General features: G+C 56.5%; 19 protein-coding genes. 15 read left to right on the top strand and 4 right to left on the bottom strand.

The window, feature by feature from the left end:
* Window positions 1-45 precede the first annotated feature (45 nt).
* Entirely contained in the window at window positions 46-2358 is a 2313-nt protein-coding gene (metE, locus tag HMPREF1986_RS06915) for a 5-methyltetrahydropteroyltriglutamate--homocysteine S-methyltransferase (protein ID WP_021774107.1), read from the top strand.
* Between the two features lie 185 nt (window positions 2359-2543).
* Window positions 2544-3434: a DUF3881 family protein gene (locus HMPREF1986_RS06910; RefSeq protein ID WP_021774106.1), complete on the top strand. Its 891-nt coding sequence runs from the start codon at window positions 2544-2546 to the stop codon at window positions 3432-3434.
* A gap of 45 nt (window positions 3435-3479) precedes the next feature.
* Here HMPREF1986_RS06910 and HMPREF1986_RS06905 read toward each other — a convergent pair whose 3' ends face one another.
* A complete protein-coding gene (locus tag HMPREF1986_RS06905; RefSeq protein ID WP_036599731.1) occupies window positions 3480-4208 on the bottom strand; it encodes a TIGR01906 family membrane protein in 729 nt (242 codons plus the stop codon).
* A gap of 324 nt (window positions 4209-4532) precedes the next feature.
* Here HMPREF1986_RS06905 and HMPREF1986_RS06900 point away from each other — a divergent pair, with 324 nt between their 5' ends.
* Window positions 4533-4976, top strand: coding sequence for a hypothetical protein (locus HMPREF1986_RS06900; RefSeq protein ID WP_051273893.1), 444 nt, complete (start codon window positions 4533-4535; stop codon window positions 4974-4976).
* A 163-nt stretch (window positions 4977-5139) separates the two neighbouring features.
* On the top strand, window positions 5140-5646 hold the full coding sequence (gene ybaK, locus HMPREF1986_RS06895; RefSeq protein WP_021774103.1) for a Cys-tRNA(Pro) deacylase: 507 nt from the start codon (window positions 5140-5142) through the stop codon (window positions 5644-5646).
* 98 nt (window positions 5647-5744) lie between these two features.
* Here the strand turns inward: ybaK and HMPREF1986_RS06890 are convergent, their stop codons facing one another.
* Both HMPREF1986_RS06890 and HMPREF1986_RS06885 read right to left on the bottom strand, forming a co-directional pair.
* Complete coding sequence (locus tag HMPREF1986_RS06890) at window positions 5745-6176, bottom strand: hypothetical protein (protein WP_021774102.1); 432 nt, start codon at window positions 6174-6176, stop codon at window positions 5745-5747.
* Between the two features lie 2 nt (window positions 6177-6178).
* Window positions 6179-6460, bottom strand: coding sequence for a thioredoxin family protein (locus HMPREF1986_RS06885; protein ID WP_036599695.1), 282 nt, complete (start codon window positions 6458-6460; stop codon window positions 6179-6181).
* Window positions 6461-6600: 140 nt separating this feature from the next.
* Here HMPREF1986_RS06885 and HMPREF1986_RS06880 point away from each other — a divergent pair, with 140 nt between their 5' ends.
* Window positions 6601-7869, top strand: a complete 1269-nt coding sequence (locus tag HMPREF1986_RS06880) for an SLC13 family permease (protein ID WP_330365133.1) — start codon at window positions 6601-6603, stop codon at window positions 7867-7869.
* 104 nt (window positions 7870-7973) lie between these two features.
* Here the strand turns inward: HMPREF1986_RS06880 and HMPREF1986_RS06875 are convergent, their stop codons facing one another.
* Window positions 7974-8405 carry a Dps family protein gene (locus HMPREF1986_RS06875; protein WP_021774099.1) on the bottom strand — a complete coding sequence of 144 codons (432 nt, stop codon included), beginning with the start codon at window positions 8403-8405 and terminating at the stop codon, window positions 7974-7976.
* A 490-nt stretch (window positions 8406-8895) separates the two neighbouring features.
* On the opposite strand from HMPREF1986_RS06875, the gene HMPREF1986_RS06870 reads away from it, so the two are divergent.
* From HMPREF1986_RS06870 to moaC, 10 genes are all read left to right on the top strand, one after another.
* Window positions 8896-13029, top strand: coding sequence for a hemoblobin-interacting domain-containing protein (locus tag HMPREF1986_RS06870; protein WP_021774097.1), 4134 nt, complete (start codon window positions 8896-8898; stop codon window positions 13027-13029).
* 236 nt (window positions 13030-13265) lie between these two features.
* Window positions 13266-14183, top strand: coding sequence for an NTP transferase domain-containing protein (locus tag HMPREF1986_RS06865; protein ID WP_196806118.1), 918 nt, complete (start codon window positions 13266-13268; stop codon window positions 14181-14183).
* 225 nt (window positions 14184-14408) lie between these two features.
* Complete coding sequence (locus HMPREF1986_RS06860) at window positions 14409-15428, top strand: molybdopterin-binding protein (protein WP_021774094.1); 1020 nt, start codon at window positions 14409-14411, stop codon at window positions 15426-15428.
* Window positions 15429-15477: 49 nt separating this feature from the next.
* A complete protein-coding gene (locus HMPREF1986_RS06855; protein ID WP_036599692.1) occupies window positions 15478-16509 on the top strand; it encodes an XdhC family protein in 1032 nt (343 codons plus the stop codon).
* Between the two features lie 10 nt (window positions 16510-16519).
* Complete coding sequence (gene moaA, locus HMPREF1986_RS06850) at window positions 16520-17518, top strand: GTP 3',8-cyclase MoaA (protein WP_036599726.1); 999 nt, start codon at window positions 16520-16522, stop codon at window positions 17516-17518.
* 62 nt (window positions 17519-17580) lie between these two features.
* Entirely contained in the window at window positions 17581-18504 is a 924-nt protein-coding gene (locus HMPREF1986_RS06845; protein ID WP_021774091.1) for an MOSC domain-containing protein, read from the top strand.
* 349 nt (window positions 18505-18853) lie between these two features.
* Window positions 18854-19858, top strand: a complete 1005-nt coding sequence (gene modA, locus HMPREF1986_RS06840; protein ID WP_021774089.1) for a molybdate ABC transporter substrate-binding protein — start codon at window positions 18854-18856, stop codon at window positions 19856-19858.
* Between the two features lie 45 nt (window positions 19859-19903).
* Window positions 19904-20692 carry a molybdate ABC transporter permease subunit gene (gene modB, locus HMPREF1986_RS06835; protein WP_021774088.1) on the top strand — a complete coding sequence of 263 codons (789 nt, stop codon included), beginning with the start codon at window positions 19904-19906 and terminating at the stop codon, window positions 20690-20692.
* A complete protein-coding gene (locus HMPREF1986_RS06830; protein ID WP_021774087.1) occupies window positions 20677-21762 on the top strand; it encodes a sulfate/molybdate ABC transporter ATP-binding protein in 1086 nt (361 codons plus the stop codon). The genes modB and HMPREF1986_RS06830 overlap by 16 nt, the downstream gene beginning before the upstream one ends.
* Before the next feature lie 127 nt (window positions 21763-21889).
* Complete coding sequence (gene moaC, locus HMPREF1986_RS06825) at window positions 21890-22411, top strand: cyclic pyranopterin monophosphate synthase MoaC (RefSeq protein WP_021774086.1); 522 nt, start codon at window positions 21890-21892, stop codon at window positions 22409-22411.
* Window positions 22412-22488: the final 77 nt, after the last annotated feature.

The raw sequence follows: 22488 nt of genomic DNA, 5'->3' as shown, positions 1-22488 counted from the left end.
AGAAGCGAAGGGAGCGATACAGCGGTAGAGCGAGAGGGAGAAGCCATGAAGACATCGGTGATTGCCTTCCCCAGGGTGGGAGCGGAGAGGGAGCTCAAGTTTGCGGCGGAGAAATATTTCAATGCAGAGCTCTCCGAGGAGGCGCTGAGAGAGAGCGCAGCCAGGATCCGCGCTGGGCAGTGGAGGAAGATGAAGAGCGAGGGGATCGATTTTATCCCGTCGAACGACTTCTCCTTTTATGATCGGATCCTGGATACGGCACTCCTTTTTAATCTGATCCCGTCCCGATATCGGGAGCTTAATCTCTCCCCGCTGGACTGCAGCTTTGCCATGGCCAGGGGACGGGGGGGAGCAGCGGGGAGTGTGAAGCCGCTCGCCATGAAGAAGTGGTTTAACACCAATTACCACTATATCGTCCCGGAGCTGGAGGATGATGCAGAGATCCGCCTTTCCGGGGAAAAACCCTTTTTGGAGTTTTCGGAGGCACTTTCTCTTGGCATCGAAACAAAGCCGGTCCTGATCGGGGCCTTCAGCTTTTTGAAGCTTCTTCGCTTTACCGGAAAAAAGGGGATCGCCGAGATTCGGGGAAGCCTCGTGAAAGCGTACCGGGATTATATCCGGCGCTTCCGGGAGCTCGGGGCGAAGTGGCTTCAGTTTGATGAGCCCTGCCTCGTGCGGGATCTCACAGAGGAGGATATCGCTCTCTTTTTCTCTGTCTATGAGGAGCTCCTCTCCGAAAAGGGAGGTCTTCGGATTTTGCTTCAGACCTATTTCGGGGATCTGAGGGATATCTATGAGAGACTGCCGGAGCTCCCCTTTGATGGGATCGGGCTCGACTTTGTAGAGGGGGAGAGGACGGAGGCGCTCGTTTTCGAGCATGCTTTCCCGGGGGACAGGCTTCTTTTTGCCGGTCTCATCAATGGGAAGAATATCTGGAGAAATCAGTATGAGAAGAGCCTCTCTCTGCTCCTCCGCCTTAGGGATAGGGGGATTGAGACCGTGCTCTCCGGCTCCTGCTCCTTTCTTCATCTTCCCTATACGCTGCGGGGAGAGGAGCGGCTCTCAGAGGACTATAAAAAGCATTTTGCCTTTGCGGAGGAGAAGCTCTCGGAGCTCCGGGAGCTTTCACAGCTCGCGGAGGGAGAGGCGGGAAGTCAGGAAGCGCTGAGACAAAACCGGGCGCTTTTTTCCGGGGGAGAGGGAAAAGTCGACAGAGAGGTCCGGAGGAGATGCGCTGGCATCCGCCCCGAGGACTATGTGAGAAAGCCTGATTTTTCGGAGAGAGAGAAGCTTCAGAAGGCAGAGTTCGGACTTCCGCTTTTTCCGACGACGACGATCGGCTCTTTTCCGCAGACGGAGGAGCTGAGAGAGATGCGGAGACGCCGAAGGAGCGGGGAGCTCAGCGCGGAGGAGTATGAGGGCTTTCTCAGGCAAAGGATCGCGGAATGGATACAGATCCAGGAGGAGCTCGGTCTCGATCTTCTGGTGCACGGTGAATTCGAGCGAAATGATATGGTGGAATATTTCGCAGAGCGGCTCCGGGGCTTCCTCTTTACGGAAAAGGCCTGGGTGCAGTCCTATGGGACCCGCTGCGTGAAGCCGCCGATCATCTGGGGGGATGTGAGCCGCGTCTCCCCGCTCAGCGTGAAATGGTCTGTTTATGCGCAGAGTCTTTGCAGGAAGCCGGTGAAGGGCATGCTGACGGGACCGGTCACGATACTGAACTGGTCCTTTCCGAGAGAGGACATCCCCCTCGCGGAAAGCGCGAAGCAGATCGCGCTTTCGATCCGGGATGAAGTTTTAGAGCTGGAGAAGAACGGGATTCGCGTGATCCAGGTGGATGAGGCAGCGCTCCGCGAGAAGCTGCCGCTTCGGAAAAGCGACTGGTACTCCGCTTATCTGGACTGGGCGATCCCCGTTTTCCGGCTGGTGCACAGCGGGGTGAAGGCGGAGACCCAGATCCACACCCATATGTGCTATAGTGAATTCGGCGATATCATCCCCGCCATCGACAGCATGGACGCGGATGTTATCTCCTTCGAGGCCTCCCGCTCGGATCTTCAGATTCTGGATTCTCTGAGAGAAAATCACTTTCGGACGGAGGTGGGACCGGGCGTTTATGATATCCATTCTCCGAGAATTCCGGAGAGCGCAGAGATCCGGGCGGCACTTGAGAAAATGCTCGCCAGGCTGGATGCGGAGAAGCTCTGGGTCAATCCCGACTGCGGCCTGAAGACGAGAAGGGCGGAGGAGGCCATCCCAAGCCTTCGGAATATGGTGAAGGCGGCGAGGGAGCTGAGAGAAGAAAGGGGCACTGCCGTGCCCGTGCCGGATTTTTCGGCCTCCCAATCGACATAAGGCGAGATCGCACAAGCGGTGTACCCCGATTCAGTTCCCATCGGTATAAGGCCCCGGGCATCCCCCGAGGCCTTATATTTACGCCCTTCCCCGCTTGCAGGGCATGCCGCTTTAGTGTAAGATAAAAATGCTGTTTTCAGGTACAGGGGAGAGGCGGGAGCGAGTCCGCAGGAGTCAGGAAGGGAATGCATAATTTTTTACGGGCCATCGGATTTTCGGAATTGAGAGATGATATCGATGCGGAATTCTATCTGGAGAGGGCGGTCAATGAAAAATACAGGACGGACCAGCTTTCTCTGGGAAGAGGCAGGGTCGTGGAGCAGTATCAGCTGCAGGTCGCGCCTTCCATGGGGATTGCCGTGCTGGGGCACCGGGACGGAGGGGGAGACTTTGTCCGGGACTATTATTTTCCCTTTATGAAGAGCTACGACGGAACGCTGACAGAGGAGGGGTCCGTGGAGCGCCACGCGGAGAGGGAGACCTATGCCGGCGTACTGGACGACTTCAATGCGGGCATCTCTCTCATTTTTTATCTATGCAATTCTCTGGAGATTCGTCGGATCCGGCGCTCCGGAATCGATGTCAGAGCGCGGCAGGCCTTCCTCACGGGACTTGCGGTGGAGGGGAAGATCCTTCTCCCCCTCGAAAAGCAGGAGGAGGATGAGAATGCGCGCCGGAGAAGACGGGAGCAGAAAAGGCTTTTTGAAGCGGCGCGGAACGGGGATATGGACGCGATCGATACGCTCACCGAGACGGATATGAATCTGATGAGCGAGGTCACGAAGCGGATGGAGACGGAGGATCTCTATACCGTCGTGGAGTCCGCCTTCATGCCGACCGGAGTGGAGTGCGATCAGTATTCGATTCTGGGAGAAATCGCGGGAATCCGCGTGAAATCGAATGTCTACACACAGGAAAATGTCGTCGACCTCCGCTTAAAGTGCAACGACACCGTTTTTCACGTCGGCATCAATGAATCCGACTTGGTGGGCGTCCCCGCGATCGGGAGGAGATTCAAGGGCCGGGTGTGGATGCAGGGAGAGATGGAGCTTTCTGAGAGGGGCGCTGAGGAATAGGGAGCCGCCGTCAAAAGGAAGCTCTCCCCCTGAGAGAGGGCCTTCTCAGGATGGCGGGGCCTTATGGTTCCTTCGCTTCCAGAGAAGGTAGCGGACAGAGGGAAGGAGCAGAAGGAGGAGGAAGGCGAAAAAGCAAAGGAGCACCCGGATTGCGGTATCCAAAAAGAAATTTTCCGGCAGCATGACGATCATGCGGCTTTCTCTTGGGTCGAAGCTCCAGTTCCCCTGCGGAAAGAAAAGCTCGTGAAAGAGAGTGAAATACTTTGTGAAATCACAGAGCATGAGAGCTCCGATGGCGAGGGAGAGAAGGAGAAGCAGGAGGCAGAGCAGGGTGAAGGAGCGGCTTAGGTCCCAGACCGCCCGCTCCGGCTCGAAAAGGATTAAGGTTCCGAGGATCGCGAGGCAGCTCAGAATGGCCATCCCGCGGAGGACGAGAGCGCGCAGGAAGAGGCGCCGGACATCCGCCATATGGCTCTTTTCCTCAGGCTGATAGAATTCCTGCATTTTTCCGTTGATTTCAGTCTCTACGATCAGGTTTCCCCGCCTTCCGCGGAGGTAGAGCATGGTCTGGCGGATCACCTGGGACAGACTGTCCAGGCTGATGCTTTCTCCGCGGTAATATTCCATCTCTCCCGCTACATCGTATTTCTCAAATTCCGCCCGGTAATAGCCGGGATCCGAGTAGCAGACCAACTCAAAGGAAGTGATCAGGAGGATGAACAGCAGCAATATGGCAAAAAGCCCCGAGAGAGGGGCACGAAACAGCTTCATCATGTTGGCGCCTTCCGGATGAATTTCCCGCTTCTTTTTCCGGTCCCTTTTCATCTATTAAACATCCATGCCGCATTTTTGGCAACCGCATTTTTTGACATAGGAATCTTACGATGTTTAAACTGTCGTTAAAATCTCCTTAAAATAGCCGGTCTCAGCTTGCATTTTGGAGGCGATAGTTCTATTGTGCTCTTTGTAGCGGGGGCCGTCCCGCTGCACGGTAAAGGTTTCAGCCTTTACGATTTTATGCGGATTCGCCTTTCTGCGAATCTTGTTCCTTCGTATTTGCGAAGACTGTGCATTATCCGGCAAAGGAGGAAAGCAATTATGAAAAAGATGTTCAAGGGTATCCTGGTAGCAGCAGCGGCAGCGGCAGTGCTGAGTATGACGGCTTGCTCCTCGGAGAAGACGGATGAGACGAAGGCGGCTACGACAGCGGCTGAGGAGAAGAAGGATGCAGCCGGTGCGGCAAAGGACGCCGGAAAGGATGCAGCCGGTGCGGTAAAGGACGCCGGAAAGGATGCGGCTGACGCGGCAAAGGATGCCGGAAAGGACGCAGCTGACGCGGTAAAGGGCGCCGGGAAGGATGCGGCTGATGCGGCAAAGGACGCCGGAAAGGACGCGGCCGGTGCGGTAAAGGAAGCCGGTAAGGACGCAGCTGACGCGGCAAAGGATGCCGGGAAGGATATGAAGGACGCCGCAGAGGGAGCAAAGGATAAGGTCGAGAGCAAGATGGCCGGGGAGAGCAGCTCCGCAGCGGAAAGCAAGTAAAGATTCCTGAGACAGAAAAAGCAAAGAAGTCCTGTGCACCATGGAGCAGCGAAGTGGTGCACAGGATTTGTCATATGCGGCGGTATCGAAAATGCGGAATGGCTCCCAGGCGCGGGAAGGGAGCCTCTTCCATTTAAGAGGAAGATGAGGAAGCAGGGGAAAGATGGGAAAGCAGAAAGAGGGAAAGACCAATGTGATGCGTCTTTTGGACAGGGCAGGCATCCCTTATGAGCACATGAGCTATGAGGTGGATGAGAAGGATCTCTCGGGCAGCCACGCGGCGTCTTTACTCGGCGTGGATCACAGGACGCTTTTTAAGACGCTGCTCCTCTTGGGGGATCGGAGCGGATATCTTGTCTGTGTCATCCCCGTGGATGAGGAGCTTGACCTGAAAAAGACCGCGAAGATCTCCGGGAATAAAAAGGTTGAGATGGTCCCTGTGAAGGAGCTTTTGCCTTTGACAGGCTATCTCCGGGGAGGCTGCAGTCCGATCGGGATGAAAAAGCTGTTTCCGAGCTATATTCACAGATCGGCGGAGGCTCTGCCTCGGATCGGCGTGAGCGCAGGGCAGAGAGGGGAGCAGATCTTCCTCTCTCCGAAGAGTCTCGCCGCCTATATTCACGCGGAATTTTCCGATCTCATAGAGGCGGAATCCTCCGAGGGAGAGTGATCGAGTGAGCGCGGATCGGAGCGGGAACGAAAAAAGCTGCGGATTTTTCCGCAGCTTAGGGCGATCTCATCGAAAAAATGTGGCAGAGAGACGGAAAATTACTTCCCGGCCTTGTCCTGAGCGGATTCCATCCCGGCCTTAGCGATCTCCGCATTGATGGATTCCGCGGCGGAGCTTGCCATCGCATTGGCGGACTCCATGGCGGCCTTCGCATCTCCCTTTGCGGTCTCACCGGCCTTAGCGACCTCCGCATTGACGGACTCCATCGCGGAGCTTGCCATCGCATTGGCGGACTCCATGGCAGCCTTCGCATCACCCTGCGCGGTCTCCGCGGCCTTTGAGATATCCGCGCTTGCGGATTCCACCGCGTCCTTCGCCGCATCTTTAGCGGATTCGGCGGTCTTTCCCGCCTCCTCGCTCGCAGAAGAGGCAGCAGAGGATGCCGCATCCTTTTGTCCGCCGCCGCAGGCGGCAAGCATCATGGCTGCCGCAGCCGTCATTCCCAGAAGCATCATCTTTGTTTTTTTCATAATCAATCCTCCATGGCTCTGTCAAGAACCCTCTTTACGTTTTCCCTGGCCTCTTCGTATTTTTCGCCGAGGTGGGATTCGTAGATCTTTTCGCCGTCGATAAACATCGCGGGCGTCGCCCAGTAATCATATTGATCGGCGAGATCCGGCTCTGCGCCCTCATCGACCTCGTTGAATTCGACGCGCGCGTATTCCGGTTTCTCCTCGATCAGCTCCTGCCTGGCTTTTCTCGCCTGCGCGCAGTAAGGGCAGCCCTTTACATAGAAAAAAAGAACCTTTTTCATTCCGTTTGTCTCCTTTCTTTTGACAATGCGAAAAATATTCTTACCGAACGCTCGGCGGCATTGACATTTCGCCCCGACTATTAAATAATAGTCTTTCAAAAAAATCAAGAGGAAAACAGAGGCGAATGGGAGGAGAGGTCTTGAAAAGCGTTGCTTTAATTCTTTTTATACTGATGTATGCGATTATTATCCTGAAACAGAAGTACCGGGTTCATGCGGTTTTGGCAGCGGCGCTTCTCTATCTCCTCAGCGGAATTCTCCCGCTCTCCGCAGTCATTCCCTCGATCAACTGGAATGTGCTTCTGATGATCTCCGGAACCATGGTCATCGTCTACTTTTTTATCGAGTCCAGGATGCCAAACCTTCTCGCGGATCTGATTCTGGACCGATGCAAGAATGTCTGCCATGTCATCATCTTCATGTCGCTTTTTGCCGGCGCGATATCGGCCTTCATCGACAATGTGGCGACGGTACTGATGGTAGCTCCGGTAGCGCTTGTGATCTGCAAAAAGCTGAAGATCTCTCCGCTTCCGATGGTGCTTTCCATCGCGGTGTCCTCGAATTTGCAGGGGGCGGCGACATTGGTGGGGGATACCACCAGTATTATGCTGGGAGATTTCGCAAAGATGGATTTCCTGGACTTTTTTTTCATGAAGGGCCGTCCCGGAATCTTCTTTGCCGTGGAGCTGGGCGCTCTCCTCACGGTGCCCATCATGCTCTTTCTCTTCCGGAAGCTGAATCAGCCGGTGCAGGCGGAGGAGCACAGCAGTGTCGAGGATATCTTTCCGAGCGCTGCCCTCATTTCTGTCGTCGTTCTTTTGATCCTCGCCTCCTTTATCCCGAATAAGCCGGATATCACAAACGGTCTGATCTGCTGCACCCTCGGCCTGATCTGCTGCATCCATGATCTTCGCCACCAGGGAAATGCGAAGCGCGTTCAGAAGGCGCTTCTCTCCGTGGACTTCGAGACGCTTCTTCTTCTTTTCGGACTCTTCCTCGTCATCCGCGGCATCACGGAGGTCGGCATCATTTCGGATATCTCGGCTCTCATCGTCAAGCTGGGAGGAAGCAATCTCTTTTTGCTCTATACCATCGTCGTCTGGGGATCGGTCTTTTTCTCGGCCTTTATCGACAATATTCCCTATGTGGCGACGCTGCTTCCGATCCTCCAGGGCGTGACGCAGAGTCTGGGGATCTCCCCCTGTCTCCTCTATTTCGGCCTCCTGACCGGCGCGACCCTCGGGGGGAATATCACGCCGATCGGGGCGAGCGCGAATATTGCCGCCACCGGAATCCTGAAGAGGGAGGGCTACGAGACGAGCTTCTCCGATTTTATGAAGATCGGCATTCCGTTCACACTTACGGCCGTAATGTCCGGCTATCTTTTTCTCTGGCTCTTCTGGCGCTGAGAAATTTCGCCTTCGAAGACCGCATCAAACAAAATAAAAAAGGGCCGGAGCAAAATGTTTTGCTCCAGTCCCTTTTTCAGCTGTAGAAACACTGCATTAAGGCTTTACGCCAGCATGCTTTTCAGCATCCAGATCGTCTTCGCATAGCCTTCGATAAAGTCATCCATCTTGACAGAGACCAGGTTGTCCCCCGTCTTGTCCGCTTCGGCCCTGATTTCCTCGGCACTTCTTCGCATGGCCTCGAAATCCTTGAGCACATCCCCGAATACCGCGCTCATGTCCTTTGAGAAGTCACCGGGGGCATCCGAAACCGTCGCCAAAGCGGCGAAGCCCTTCATGGTGGAAACCGGCTTTCTGCCGCTCATGAGCATGAGCTCCGCGAGCTCGTCGATCTGAGCGTTGACCGCATTATAGAACTCCTCCAGCTTTGCGTGGGACTGGAAGAAGCTGCAGCCCTGGACGTACCAGTGGTAGCTCTGCAGCTTGTGATAAAAGGAAACGAGGTTTGCCAGATAGATGTTCATTTTCTCTTCCATTACATAACCTCCTTTATAGAGCAGAGTAGAAGTTTCCGCCGGACGGCAGCGCAGAACACAAATACCGCCAACGCGAAAAAACGGGGCAGTGCATGAGTCGTGACGCCGGTCATTCCGGCATGAGATATGGTTGCTTCTTATGGATCGAGCATAGCATCTTTCCCTGGTGAAAGCAAACGAAATATCAGCACATCTTAAAGGCAAACGAAATATCGGAGCATCAGGAAAGGCCGGATTCAATTTTTTAAAAAATACAATTTTTGTGATTGACGGACTCTCTCCGGGGTGATAAGTTAGTCCGTGCTAATTTCAGCCTGAGGAAAGCCGCTGTAAAGAGAATATTTTTTGCAGAAATAAGGATTTGAGTTAGTTAAGACATTTCTCTGCATGTGAGGCTTATAGCCTCGCTGCCCAAAATGCGGCAGGGATCTTTTAGACACGCCATACAGGCAGGGAAGCTCTTTTAGAGAGGATTCATCGAGGAGGAAGGATGAGACGAGAAAAATGGAGGGCCGCCGCTGTGATTTTAGCGGCGAGCCTGGTTTTGCAGCCCGCAGCCGCCCTTTCGGCGGAGAGAGGAAATGCGAAGGGCCGCTGGGAAAAAGAGGGAAAGAGCTGGAGCTATCGGAATGAGAAGGGAGAGAAGCTTCGCGGCTGGGTCTTCACGGATAATGCCTGGCATTATCTGGATCCGGAGAGCGGGAAGCTTTGCTCCGGCTGGCAGAAGAGTCCGGATGGGAGCTGGTACTTCTTTAATACCGCTCACGACGGCCGCTTCGGGCAGATGCTCTCCGGCTGGCAGTGGATCGAGGGCTATTGCTATTATTTCCATCCCACAGGGGAGAAGAGCGGTGCACTTCAGCTCTCCGGAAAGACGGAGGATGGCTATGAGCTGGATGGACAGGGCCGCTGGGCCGAGGGCGGCATAGCAAAGTATCAGGAGGGGCGCGGACTCCGAAGGACGGAGGCGCCGGATCCTGCGGAGAGCTCCGCCTCTCCGGCCTCTTTTGAGGGAAGGAGGAGCGCGGGAAGAGGTACGCGCGGGGGAAGCGGTGGAGGAAGCGGCTCCTCCGGCCGCTCTTCCTTAAGGGAAGAGAAGACAGAGAAGAAACAGATCGGAGAGAGCGGGAGGGGCAGCGCAGAGCCCGAGTTGAAGGGGCAGAGCACTGCAGAGCCGGAGGCAAAAAAATCGGAGAGCCCGCTTCCCGAAGGGAAGAAAGAGGAGAGCGCAAAGCCTGAGGCGAAGAAGTCGGGAAGCGCAGAGCCGGAAATGAGGAATTCCGGCAGCGCAGGGACGGAAATGAAGAAGTCGGGCAGTGCGGGAGCTGAGGCGGAGAAGCCGGGGCGCACAGAGCCGGAGTCGAAGGGACAGAGCGGCGCAGAATCGGAGAACCCGCTCCCTGAAGGAAAGAAAGAGGAGGGCACAAAGCCTGAAGTAAAGAAGCCGGGCAGCACAGAGCCGGAGACGGAGCCTAAGACTCCCGAGAATAAGGGGACAGAAGAGGAGCAGCCTTCGGAGCCGGAGAAGCAGAGCCTCCTTTTCGAAAAGCAGAGCCGCCTCGTCCATCTGGGCTTTTCGGATTATGTGACCGCGGCCTTTCGGAGCGGGACGATTTCCGACTACAGCCTGTCTGTCGATGGGACAGATATCACGGATTCCGTCCGGAAGGTGGATGACGATGGAAAAATCGTAAAATGGGAGAGCACCGTCGTCTCCCCGAAGCGTCTTACGGTAACGAGTAGAGAGGATGCTTCAAAGAGAGAGGAGATCCTCCTTTCCGGGGGGGAGCAGAGGGAGAGCGTGGAGGCCGGCAGCCCGGAGGATGCGCCGGATTATATCCTCGCAAGAGGAAGAGTATTAAAATATGACCGCTACACCGCGCCTCACGATAAGGAAGGCAGGGACAGGGTGCTTCCGTCCCGGACGACCTTTGATCTCTCCGGTACGAGAGCGGAGAACAGCGATTCTGTCACAACGGAATACTATGTGAAGCCGGTTCTCATTGATGAGAACGGCGCGGGCGTCGAGAAGGACGGCGTCACGGCAAAGTTCCGGGTGGATAACGAGGAGCAGGAGAAGTGGTTTAAGGGGATTGACAGCATTCGGATCCTGAACAGCCAGAACTGGCCGATCAATCGGAACCCGAGCTTTTCGACGGAGATCAAGGATACCAAGCATGGGAAGAATGGGATCATCAAGCTCCCGACCGGGCAGAGCAATATGCGGAGCAACGGTGTCTATAAGATGAACATTCACTCCTCCTATACGGATGAGACGGTGACAGTTCCCTTTGAGCTTGTGAAAAAAGCGAATTTCTCGATGAAGCAGAGGGTGGAGACGGCGAATCCGAAGCGGGGAGAGCGCATTCAGTTTGAGATCGTGGGAGAAAACGGGGAGAGCTTCGGCAATGAGCTCCGGATCGACTCCATGCGGGTCGTCCTGAAAAAGCCGAGCGGGAAGAAGCTTGAGCTCCATTATATCGATGATTTCTTTAACTTCGGAGGTCTTTTCAATCTCTACGGGACGAGCAGCAATGAGGAAAAGACGGTCAATACCGATGAGATCGGAGTTTATACTCTGGAGCTTAAGTATTCCGGCTATCAGAAGCTGAAGACGCAGTTTGAGGTCTATCCCGGGGAGTCGTTCGCGAAGACGGAGAAGGCGGAGGAAAGTGCAAAGCGCGCCGCGAGGGAGCGGACAGTGCAGGCTGATGCGGTGTCTGCTGCGACCTCCGGAAAGATCTCCGGGGGCAGAAAGTCCGGCTCCGGGAGTCTTGGCGGGAGCGGACAGTGTGTGGACGGGAGAATGGTCTTTAACTATGATCTTTTGACGAATGCCCTCATCCTGAATGAGCTTGAGATCGCGAATCAGGATTCCCATGATGTCGTACAGCGCTGGTTTGATACGACAGAGGCTGATTATATCTATAAGGACGGGGCGGAAAAGCTCTACCGCTTCACGGACTATCTCGACGCCTTTAAGAAGGCGAGGATCGCCGGAGGAAGGTCTCTGCGCTTTACGGGCTATACAGAGCAGGCGGAGGCCGCCGATTACGCGGGTCCCGCTGAGGTACAGAATGTTCTGGAGGACGGAAGCCTTGGCCGCCTCACGGAGTTTAAGTTCTATAAGGGCGATAAGGCTGCGGAATTCACCGGTACGACGGCGGAGAAGGGGGAGGATTTCCTCCTCTCAACGGAGAACAGGGATTACCTTGCTTCGATCCGGGGGCTCTATGTCGATGGTCAGAGCCAGAACCTCCTGAATGAATATCAGAAGCGCTTTGAGATCGATCCGGAAAAGGGGACATTGAAGCTTTTCCGCACGGCCTTTAACTTCAACCTGAGGCCGGAGGTCGGAGAGCATACGCTTCGGATCGACGCGGGAGAGAAGTACCGCGCTGTGGAGCTGAAGCTTCTCTACACGGCGGTGCTGGAGGAGCTTTCTCCGGAGCTTTTAGGGGAGGCGGAGAGCGGGAAGGATGTCACAGTCTCTCTGAAGAGCCAATCCAGCCCGGGAGACCGCAGCTACGGAGATTTCCTTAAGAATCTTAGCCGAGTGGAGCTTGTGAGCCCGGATCAGAGCGGGACGAGGACGCTCTACACGAAATCGGTCGGCGGGGAGAGCGGAAATGATTACTATGAGACGGATTCGGAGAAGCAGAGCATTACGCTGAAGGCGGGACTTTTCCGAAAGGCGGGGGATTATGAGCTCTATCTCCATGCCGAGGGCTATCCGAAGCCTCTGCACTTCCCGTTTAGCGTGAAGGAAGGAAAAGAAAATCCCGGAGAGGGAGGAAAGACGGAGGAGCCGGAGACAGAGGGGAAGGCGGCGCCGGAGAAGGCAGAGCTTTCCGAGAAGAAGGGTATCTTCGGCGGAGCCTATCAGCAGCTCAGTTTCCCGGGGGCGGAGAGAGAAAGCCTGAACGAGTATCTCGGGAAGATACAGAAGCTGGAACTGAACGGCACAGAGTATCGGAAGGCCTTTTCCGCTCTCCAGATGGAGGAAAATGAGTTCTATCCGGAATCGGACGGCTATGGCTATAAGCAGACGATCCGCCTGGGGAGCGGCGCTCTTCAGGACGGCGAAAACAGCATCCGTATTCAGGCGGAGGGCTACCAAACGAAGGATTTCCTTGTCCGCTTCGAAAAGAAGAAGGCGGAAGGGGATGAGGATAAGGATAAGGATAAGGAGAAGGATAAGGAGAAGGATAAGGAGAAAGACAAGAATAAAGAGCAGGATCCGGCGGTGGAAAAGGAGGTTCCGACAGGAGCGGAGGCAGAGCTGCTTCGCCCGAGGCAGGGCTATGATTCCGGGACGAAGCCGGTCTATGAAGTCCGCTTTACGGGTCTTGAGAGCGAGGATCTGGATCAATATCTGAGGAGCCGCGATCTCAAGGTTTCGGTGAATGGAATGGAGTACCGAAAGTCCCAGAGCCGAAGCTACCTCTACCATGAGGACAGCAGCTTCACTACTATCTTCGATCAAAAATACCGGAAAAATGGGCTTGCTCTTAGCGCAAATGCCTTCCACAAGGGAGAAAACAGCGTCGTAGTAGAAGCGGAGGGCTACCGGAGCTTTGAATTCAGCGTCACAGCGGAGGAAGAGGAGAGCGCGGAATCCTGAAGCGGAGGGATGATATTCGCATTCCGCCCGATGGGGCTGCATGCTCATATCGCTTTGCCCGTCCAATGCCCGGATAATACTGCATGCAAGCATGCTGTCTATCCGGGCGCTGGGCGGGCTTTTTCCGAGTTTATATTGCAAAAGCTTTAAAGATTCCTTATACTGAAAACAGAGCTTGGATTTTCCCGGGGCAGGGAAGCGGGAGGGATATAGAGGAGAGAGCTGGGGAGGAAGAGATGAGCTATGGCGCTGTGATCGCTGTGCCTCCCTCTTACAGGGAAGAGCTGAAGCAGCGGGGAGAGGATGAGGGCTTTCGCTATCTGGAGCGGATCATCGTGAGCCTTCGCCGCGCGGGGATCCGGGATCTTGTTCTCCTGGGAAGAAAAGAGGGAGAGGCATTCCCGGATCGCTTTAAATTCCGCGGTCTCGTCCTCCTTCCGGGGACGGGGACTGGTCTTCTCGAAGACGTACGGGAGGGGCTTTGCTACCTCAGGGAGCGCTGCGCGGGAGTTTTTTTCTGCCCTTTGACGGTTCCTTTCTTTAAGACGGAGACACTGGAGCGCATGATGGAGGGGAAGGGAAGTCTGATACTCCCGAGCTTTCGGGGGAGGACGGGACATCCTATCCTTTTCTCTTCGGAGGCGATGAAGGAGATTTTTTCCTATCATGGAGGGGGCGGACTTCGGGACGCATGCGGGGCGCTCCCGGAGTCGCTCATTGAGAGGATAGCGGTCGAGGATGAGGGAATCCTGGTCCATGTCAGCCATGGGGGCGATTTCGAGGAGCTGGAGAGAAAGAGCGAGGCGCGCCTCATCCGCCCGGAGCTTCGCCTTCGAATCTCGAGGGAGAAGCCCATCTTCGGCCCCGGCATGGTGACCTTGCTTCGGCAGATCGAAGCGCTCGGCAGTGTGCGGGAGGCCTGTGAGCGGACCGGGATTTCCTACAGCAAAGCCTGGACCATGATTCATAACTGCGAGAGAGAGCTTCCCTTTCTGGTAGTGGAGCGTCACCCCGGGGGAAAATATGGAGGAGCTGCTTCCCTGAGTAAGAGAGGGAAGGACTTTCTTCTCCGCTATGAGGCATTTTCCAGAGAGATGGACAGGATCTCCGAGGAAAAATTTCAGGAATTCTTCGGAGATTTCTTTCCCGCCTGACTGTACCTGCCGGCGGGGAGAGGGCTGTCGCCGCGTAAGTGTTCGGCAGCAGTATGATAACGGGCTGAGCTTTATTCTCGGAATCATTTTGGAAAAGGATTCGAGAGAGACGCGGACTCGGGACGAGAAAAGCCGGGAGAGTCGGAGGCTCCGGGGCTTTGGAATTCGGAGCGGAGGGTCTATGCGGGCGGGAATCAGGAGACAGAGAGGTCAGGAACAGAGGCAATGAAACGTATCAGGACAGAGGATGCGGTCGGGCAGGTGCTCTGCCACGATATCACGCAGATTATCCGGGGTGTGAAGAAGGGACCGGTTTTCAGAAAGGGGCATGTCATCCGGGAGGAGGATGTGCCGGTGCTTCTTTCTGTGGGAAAGGATCATATCTATATCTGGGAGTTCAATGAGAATATGCTCCACGAGAATGACGCGGCGCAGATTCTTTTTGAGCTTTGCAGGAATCGATACATGAGTCCCTCTGAGGTCAAGGAGGGAAAGATCGAATTGATCGCAGACTGCGATGGACTCTTCAAGGTGGACAGAGAGCGGCTTCTCCGGGTGAATTCTCTCGGGGAAATGATGATTGCGACGAGACAGGGGAATACCGCCGTGAAAAAGGGGGATAAGCTCGCAGGGACCCGCATTATCCCACTTCTCATTGAGCGGGAGAAGATGGAGAGGGCGAAGGAGGCGGCCGCGGGGGCGCCGATCCTTCAGCTTCTGCCCTTTCAGAAAAAGCGGGTTGGGATTGTAACGACGGGGAACGAGGTTTTCTATCACAGGATTGAGGACAGCTTCACTCCTGTGATCATAGAGAAGCTGTCCGAGTATGAGACGGAGATCATCGGGCAGGAGCTCTGCTCCGATGATCCGGAGATGGAGATCTCTGCGATCCGGAACCTCCTCTCGATGGGGGCGGAGATGGTGATTTGCACCGGGGGGATGTCGGTCGATCCGGACGACAGGACGCCGTATTCGATCCGCTGCGCGGCGGAGCGGGTGGTGAGCTACGGGGCGCCCGTGCTCCCGGGGGCGATGTTTATGCTGGCCTATACGAAGGATGAGATCCCGATCCTCGGGCTTCCGGGCTGCGTGATGTACGCAAAGAGAACGATCTTTGATCTGGTGCTCCCGCGGCTTATGGCGGGAGAGATTTTGGAGAAGGCGGAGATCGATCGCTATGGGGAGGGAGGGCTCTGCCTGAACTGCCCGGTCTGTACCTTTCCAAACTGCGGCTTTGGCAAATGAGGAAGGAGAGCGGAGAAGACTCGGGGCGGCCTTTGGGAGGGGCAGAGAGATGGATCGTCAAATCTATGAGAAAATCGAGAATCTGAGTCCGAATGCGGAGAACTATATCCTCACCATCCTCTCCGGAGAATACGCCGGGGAGAAGGCTCTTCTGTCCGCCGGGCGCTATACTTTCCTCGAGGCAGGCGGTTTTTTCGAAAAATACGGGGCGAATCTTCCGCCTCTTTCGCGGAGCATGGAATTTTGCCTTTTTGGGGAATCGGTCTATGCGGAGCTCCTTTCCAGAGGGAAAAAGCTCATCGTGCTCGGCGCGGGACATGTCTCCCTGCCGATCCTTCGGCTCGGGAAAATGATCGGCATGTCCGTCACCTGCATCGATGATCGGCCGAGCTTTGCCAAAAGAGCCGAGAGCGCCGGGGCGGACCGCGTGATCTGTGAGGATTTTTCGAAGGCACTGGAGGAGATCCCCGGGGACAGGGACAGCTACTTTGTTATTGTGACGAGGGGACACCGCTATGATCAGGACTGCCTGCGAAGGATCACGAAGAAAAGCTATGCCTATATCGGCATGATGGGATTTCGGAGGAGAGTGCGCATCGTGAAGGAGCAGCTTCTTTCGGAGGGGACGCCGAAGGAGATTTTGGACGGCCTTCACAGTCCGATCGGACTGGATATTCACTCGGAGACACCGGAGGAAATCGCGATCTCCATCCTCGCGGAAATTATTTCCGTGAAAAACAGGGAGAAGGGCTCCTTTGGCTATCCGGAGGAGATTCTGGACGGCATTTCCGAGGCGGGAGAGGAGCCGGAAAGGCGGAGAGTGCTTGCGACCATCATACGGCGAAAGGGCTCTGCGCCGAGGGCGACGGGGACAAAGATGCTGATCCTCCCGGACGGGAGGGGGATCGGGACGATCGGGGGAGGCTGCGCGGAGGCAGAGGTGATCCGGCAGTCCCGGCAGCTCTTCGCGGATTCCGCGGCGAGGCCCTTTCTCTGCCACGTGGACCTGACGGAGGAAGCCGCGGCGCAGGAGGGAATGGTCTGCGGCGGTGTGCTGGATGTATTCTTGGAGAGAGTGTGAGGCAGGAAAGATGAGAGACCGCTATGACAGAAAGATAAACTATATTCGGCTTTCCATCACAGACCGCTGCAATCTCCGCTGCCGCTACTGTATGCCGAACGGCCTTTCGGACTGGGTTCCCATGCGGGATATCCTAAGCTATGAGGAGCTTTTGGATGTCGCGAGGGCCGCGGCGGCGCTCGGGATCACGCGCTTTAAGGTGACAGGCGGGGAGCCGCTTATCAGGAGGGACTGCCCGGAATTCATCGGGGAGCTCAAGAGGATACCGGGGGTCGAGCAGGTGACGATGACCAGCAACGGTGTGCTTCTCGCCCGGCTTCTTCCGAGACTTCTCGAAAACGGACTGGACGCGGTCAATGTCAGCCTCGATACCTTAAAGAGAGAGCGCTTTTCGGAGATCACGGGGATGGATGAGCTTCCGGCGGTGCTGTCCGGAATCGATGAGGCAGTTCGGGCCGGCCTTAAGCTGAAGCTGAACGCAGTGCTCCAGCCGGGGGTCAATGAGGAGGAGCGCTGGGATCTTCTCTCTCTGGCCAAGGACCGCCCTCTCGATATCCGCTTCATTGAGCTGATGCCGATCGGCCATGGGAAGGATTCCCGTCCGGTCTATAATGAGATACTTCGCTCGGAGCTTAAGGAGCGCTTCCCCGGCCTGGAGAGGGATGAGAGCGTGCATGGAAACGGCCCCGCGGAATACTGGAGGATACCGGGATACCGCGGATCTGTCGGCTTTATCAGCGCGATGCACGGGAAATTCTGCGGAAGCTGCAACCGGATCCGTCTGACCTCGACCGGGAAGCTGAAGCCCTGTCTTTGCTACGGAAATGCAGTGGACCTGATGCCGGTCCTCCGGGGAGAGCGTTACCTTGGGAGAGAGCGGGAGGGAGAGCGGATCGCGGCGCTTCGAAAGAGAATCCGGCAGGCGATCTCGGAGAAGCCGGAGAGTCACTGCTTTGAGAAGCTCTCCGAGATCAGCGAGGAGAAGATTATGGCGGCGATCGGAGGCTGAGGAGGCTTTCGGAAGGGCCGGGAGGAGAGAGCCAAAACAAGAGCGGCAGGAGGCGGGACAGCATGGGGAAGCTTTTGGCAATATGCATCAGTGAGAAAAAGGGGACACAGAAGAGGGAGGTGCCTTCGGCCATTCTCCGGGAGGAGCACGGCATTGTGGGGGATGCGCACGCCGGGAAATGGCACAGGCAGGTGAGTCTCCTCTCCTTTGAAAAGATCGAGGATTTTCGAAAGCGCGGAGCGAAGATCGATTTCGGCGCCTTCGGGGAGAATCTCGTCGTAGAGGGCTACGACTTAAAGAGCGTTCCGGTCGGAAGCCGTTTCCGGATCGGGGACTGCCTGCTGGAGCTGAGCCAGATCGGAAAGGCCTGTCACAGCCACTGCGAAATCTATCGGCAGATGGGGGACTGCATCATGCCGCGGGAGGGGGTCTTTACAGAGGTTCTCCGGGGAGGAGAGATCCGTCCCGGGGACTCGGTAGAGCTCATCCCCGCGGACCCGGACAGGCCCTTCAGCGCGGCCGTCATCACGCTCTCTGACAGGGCGTCGCGGGAGGAGTATGAGGACCGCTCCGGACCGCTGATTCAGGAAATGCTGGAGGAGGCGGGCTTTCTCGTCCGGGAGAGACTGCTTCTTCCGGATGGGAGGCAGCCGCTGGAGACAGAGCTTAAGAGACTTTCGGATCAGCGCCAGATCGAGCTGATTCTGACGACAGGCGGAACCGGCTTTTCCGAGAGGGATCTGAGCCCGGAGGCCACAAAGGCGGTCTCCGAGCGGGAGGTGCCCGGAATCGGGGAGGCGCTTCGCGCCTTCAGCATGAAGATCACAGCGAAGGCGATGCTGAGCCGTCAGACAGCGGGGATCCGGAAGAAAAGCCTCATCATCAATCTCCCGGGAAGTCCCAAGGCCTGCCGGGAGGAGCTTGGCTTCCTGCTCCCGCTGCTTTCGCACGGGCTTGGGATCCTGAGGGGCACAGAGAGCGACTGAGCCTGTGCCCTCCGGGGAGACCGAGCGCTGCTTCCCCATAGACTCTTCCGTCGGGGAGACGGGGCATAAGCGAATGGTTTTTAAAAGTAAAACTACAGCACCCTTTCTGTCAAGCCGTGCTTCAGCACGGATGCTTCCGCTTTAGCTGCCGTGCTCCGTGTAAAGCGGGGCAAAAGATGTTCCGCGTATGGGTCGGAAGATCAAAAGAGCCGCGGCCCCGGAGCCGGATCCCGGGAGGGAACAATATCGATCCTCGATGCGGAGGCAGCGCGTGTGGCTTATTTTTTTATTTTTGCAGCAGTGCCGCTAATCCCGGCATGAATCATAATAGTTAAGGAGGATTTTGATTATGAAAAAGATTTTCTGGAAGAAGCTTTCGCTGCTCGGCCTTTCGGCTATGGTGCTGGCTCTCACATTCGGCTGCGGCTCCGCGGCCCCGAAGGATGCGGGGAGCAGTGAGACAAAGGCGGAGAGCAAGGATTCGGCGGATACGGAAAGCGGGAAGGAGTCAAAGGCGGAGACAGAGAGCGGGAGCCCGGCGGAATCCGGCGGGGAGAAGCTCTCCTACAGCTCAGACAGCGGCTATCAGGATGAGGACGCGGAGATTCAGGTTTTTATCGCGGCCTCTCTCAATACGGCTGTGACGGATCTTGTGAAGCAGTACAACGAGATTCATCCGAAGGTGAAGATCAGCCTGAATGCGGATTCCTCCGGGAAGCTCCTCACGCAGATCGAGGAGGGCTATTCCTGCGATGTCTTCTTCTCCGCGGCGCAGAAGCAGATGAACACGCTCGAAAAGGACGATAAGCTTCTCGTCGAAGGAACGAGGAAGAATGTCGTGAACAATCAGCTCTGCGTCATCACGCAAAAGGACAGTGGGACGAAGGTCACGGGGCTTGAGAATCTGAAGGATGCGAAGTCCATCGCGCTTGCGGACGGCTCCGTCCCCGCGGGAAAGTATACGAGGCAGGCTCTGATGGCCTTAAAGATCCTCCCGGAGACGGAGGATGTCTCGAAGATCACGACGGAGCAGGTCTCCGAGGCGCTCGGCGGGGTGGAGATCTCGGAGCAGTCCAATGTCTCCAAGGTGCTCGCGGCAGTCGTCGAGGGCTCCTGCGAGGTGGGGACGACGTATTATTCCGACACCTATGGCTATGAGGATAAGCTGAACATCCTCGAGAAGGTGCCCTATGAGCTCACGGGAAAGGTCATCTATCCGATCGCACAGGTTCAGAACAAGGAGGCCACGGACGCCGACAAGAAGGCGGCGAAGGACTTCATCGACTTTGTGACGAGCGACGCGGCAAAGCCCGTCTTCGAGAGCTATTACTTCGATACCAATACGGGAGAATAAGCGGAATTCACGGGGCGGGCGGCCCTTTCGGAAAGAGGAGAAGAGATGCTGGAATTTCTAAAATCACTGGACTGGAGCCCGCTCTGGATTTCTCTAAAGACAGGGATCGCCGCGACGATCCTCTCCTTCTTTCTCGGCATCTATACGGCGCGGAAGGTCATGAGGATGCCGGGGGGAAGGAGGTCTTTTCTGGATGGGCTTCTGACCCTCCCCATGGTACTCCCTCCGACTGTGGCGGGCTTTTTCCTGCTCCTTCTCTTCAGCCGCCGCCGGCCTCTGGGGATTTTTCTCTACGATCAGTTCGGCATCAAGGTCGTGCAGTCCTGGCTCGGCTGCATCATCGCGGCGACCGTCATTTCCTTTCCCCTCATGTATCGAAACGCCAGGGCCGCCTTCGAGCTGATCGATGAAAATCTGCTCTATGCGGCGCAGACGCTCGGGATGCCGGACCGGCTGATCTTCTGGAAGGTCCTCCTCCCCGCGGCGGGGCCGGGCATCGCATCCGGCACGGTTCTGACCTTCGCGAGGGCACTCGGAGAGTACGGGGCGACTAGTATGCTCGCGGGGAACATCCCCGGAAAGACGGCCACGATCTCCCAGAGGATCGCGATGGTGATCCAGGATCAGGATTATGAGAGCGCGGGGCTTTGGGTGGGGATCGTGCTTCTGATTGCCTTTCTCTCGATTTTCCTTCTGAACCGGATCGCGGAGAGAAGCGGAAGAAGGAGGGGGAGCGGAAGGCTTATGGAGGAGAGAAGGTCTCCGCTTCCGTCCCTTGGGAAAAAGCGAAGCGGGGAGGATGAGGAGGGGGAGGAACAGTGGAGCTCTCGGTAAAGGCAGGGAGGAAATTCCCCGGATTTTCTCTGGATATGGAATTCACGGCCCGATCCGGGCGGCTCGGCATCCTCGGCGCCTCCGGCTCCGGAAAGAGCATGTGCCTTCGGATGCTCGCGGGGATACTGCGGCCGGACGAGGGCAGGATATGCTATAACGAGAGGACCTTCTACGACGGAGCGGCGGGGATCGATCTCCGCCCCCAGGATCGGAATGTGGGTTATCTTTTCCAAAACTATGCCCTTTTTCCGACGATGACGGTCGCGGGAAACATTGCCTGCGCGGTCCGGGGCAGCCGGGCGGAGAGGGAGGAAAGGGTCTCCGAAATGCTCTCCCGCTTTCGCCTTAGCGGACTTTCCCGGCGTTATCCGGCGGAGCTCTCCGGAGGGCAGCAGCAGAGGGTGGCGCTTGCCCGCATCATGGCCTACCGGCCGGAGCTGATCCTTTTGGATGAGCCTTTCTCCGCCCTCGATGTCTACTTAAAGGACCAGATGCAGGCGGAGCTCACGGAGCAGCTCGCCGATTACGATGGCATGGTGATCCTCGTATCTCATTCCCGGGACGAAATCTACCGCTTCAGCTCAGAGCTTTTGATCGTGGAAAACGGGAGGATCGAGGAGCACGGCGGGACCCGCGAGCTCTTCAAGGCTCCGGGGAGAAAGGTCACGGCCCGGCTCACGGGGTGCAAGAATTTCTCCCGGGCGGAGCGCTGCGGAGAGCACGCGGTCCGGGCTTTGGACTGGGGGATTATGATTTGTACCGAGCGGGAGATCCCGGAGGATATCCGCTTTATCGGCTATCGGGCGCACGACTTTCTCCCCGTCTGGGAGGAGGACCCGGAGCAGGAGGGAGGGGGATGCGGCATCGAAAACGCGATCCCCGTCGGGCTTAAGAATATTGCGGAGCTTCCCTTTGAGAGAAACTATTATTTCCGCCCTCTGGGGGAGGGCGCCTCTCCGGATGTGCTTTTAAGCTGCTTTCTCCAGAGGGAAAGGTGGAAGGAGTTTGATGAAAGGGGGATCCCCCGCTTCCTTAAGCTCGCGGAGGAGAAGATCCTGTTTCTCCGCTGATCCGTTTTTTTCCTGGGGCTTTCCGAGATTTTGAGCTATAATACTTCCAGCAGGAGAGCACTGCCTCCACGACGTGTCCGCACGGGAGTGGAGGCAGGATTTTGTAATTAGCTATGCGGGAGGATGGATGAGGATGGATAAGGAAGAGAGGGAGCTTACACACTTTGACAGTCGGGGCAATGCCCGCATGGTCGATGTATCCGGGAAGTCCCCGACGGAGCGAAGCGCTGTCGCAGAGGGGACGATCCGAGTCTCCCGGGAGGTCTTCGATGCCATCGAGGGGAAAAAGCTCAAAAAGGGGGATGTGCTCACTGTCTCACAGGTCGCGGGGATCATGGGCTGCAAACGCTGCTCCGAGCTCATTCCGATGTGCCACCTTCTGAATCTCACGGAGGCGAAGCTCTGCTTTCAGTTAAAGCCCGAGAGCTGCAGCATCCTCGCGCTCTGCACGGTGCGATGCGAGGGAAAGACCGGGGTGGAGATGGAGGCGCTGAGCGGCGTCAGCATCGCGCTTCTCACGATCTATGATATGTGTAAGGCGCTCGACAAGCGAATGGTCATCGAGAATATCCACCTTCTTGAGAAAAGGGGCGGAAAGAGCGGCAGCTTTTTCTTTTCGGAGGATTCTCCGCATTCCGATGGAGAATGATGGAGAATACGGAAGCTTGTGCGGTCGATTCCCAGACAGGAGGGAATCCTCTGCCCGGAGCAGGCGGCCGGAGGATA

Source organism: Oribacterium sp. oral taxon 078 str. F0263 (assembly GCF_000469565.1).
Taxonomy (GTDB): domain Bacteria; phylum Bacillota; class Clostridia; order Lachnospirales; family Lachnospiraceae; genus Oribacterium.
The sequence above is the reverse complement of the archived record's forward strand: the minus strand, read 5'-3'. Positions and strand labels throughout refer to the sequence as shown.

Bases quoted from the DNA above. Each gene is read 5' to 3' on its own strand.
- metE (WP_021774107.1), top strand. From the start codon at position 46: ATGAAGACATCGGTGATTGCCTTCCCCAGGGTGGGAGCGGAGAGGGAG.
- HMPREF1986_RS06910 (WP_021774106.1), top strand. From the start codon at position 2,544: ATGCATAATTTTTTACGGGCCATCGGATTTTCGGAATTGAGAGATGAT.
- HMPREF1986_RS06905 (WP_036599731.1), bottom strand. From the start codon at position 4,208: ATGATGAAGCTGTTTCGTGCCCCTCTCTCGGGGCTTTTTGCCATATTG.
- HMPREF1986_RS06900 (WP_051273893.1), top strand. From the start codon at position 4,533: ATGAAAAAGATGTTCAAGGGTATCCTGGTAGCAGCAGCGGCAGCGGCA.
- ybaK (WP_021774103.1), top strand. From the start codon at position 5,140: ATGGGAAAGCAGAAAGAGGGAAAGACCAATGTGATGCGTCTTTTGGAC.
- HMPREF1986_RS06890 (WP_021774102.1), bottom strand. From the start codon at position 6,176: ATGAAAAAAACAAAGATGATGCTTCTGGGAATGACGGCTGCGGCAGCC.
- HMPREF1986_RS06885 (WP_036599695.1), bottom strand. From the start codon at position 6,460: ATGAAAAAGGTTCTTTTTTTCTATGTAAAGGGCTGCCCTTACTGCGCG.
- HMPREF1986_RS06875 (WP_021774099.1), bottom strand. From the start codon at position 8,405: ATGGAAGAGAAAATGAACATCTATCTGGCAAACCTCGTTTCCTTTTAT.
- HMPREF1986_RS06870 (WP_021774097.1), top strand. From the start codon at position 8,896: ATGAGACGAGAAAAATGGAGGGCCGCCGCTGTGATTTTAGCGGCGAGC.
- HMPREF1986_RS06865 (WP_196806118.1), top strand. From the start codon at position 13,266: ATGAGCTATGGCGCTGTGATCGCTGTGCCTCCCTCTTACAGGGAAGAG.
- HMPREF1986_RS06860 (WP_021774094.1), top strand. From the start codon at position 14,409: ATGAAACGTATCAGGACAGAGGATGCGGTCGGGCAGGTGCTCTGCCAC.
- HMPREF1986_RS06855 (WP_036599692.1), top strand. From the start codon at position 15,478: ATGGATCGTCAAATCTATGAGAAAATCGAGAATCTGAGTCCGAATGCG.
- moaA (WP_036599726.1), top strand. From the start codon at position 16,520: ATGAGAGACCGCTATGACAGAAAGATAAACTATATTCGGCTTTCCATC.
- HMPREF1986_RS06845 (WP_021774091.1), top strand. From the start codon at position 17,581: ATGGGGAAGCTTTTGGCAATATGCATCAGTGAGAAAAAGGGGACACAG.
- modA (WP_021774089.1), top strand. From the start codon at position 18,854: ATGAAAAAGATTTTCTGGAAGAAGCTTTCGCTGCTCGGCCTTTCGGCT.
- modB (WP_021774088.1), top strand. From the start codon at position 19,904: ATGCTGGAATTTCTAAAATCACTGGACTGGAGCCCGCTCTGGATTTCT.
- moaC (WP_021774086.1), top strand. From the start codon at position 21,890: ATGAGGATGGATAAGGAAGAGAGGGAGCTTACACACTTTGACAGTCGG.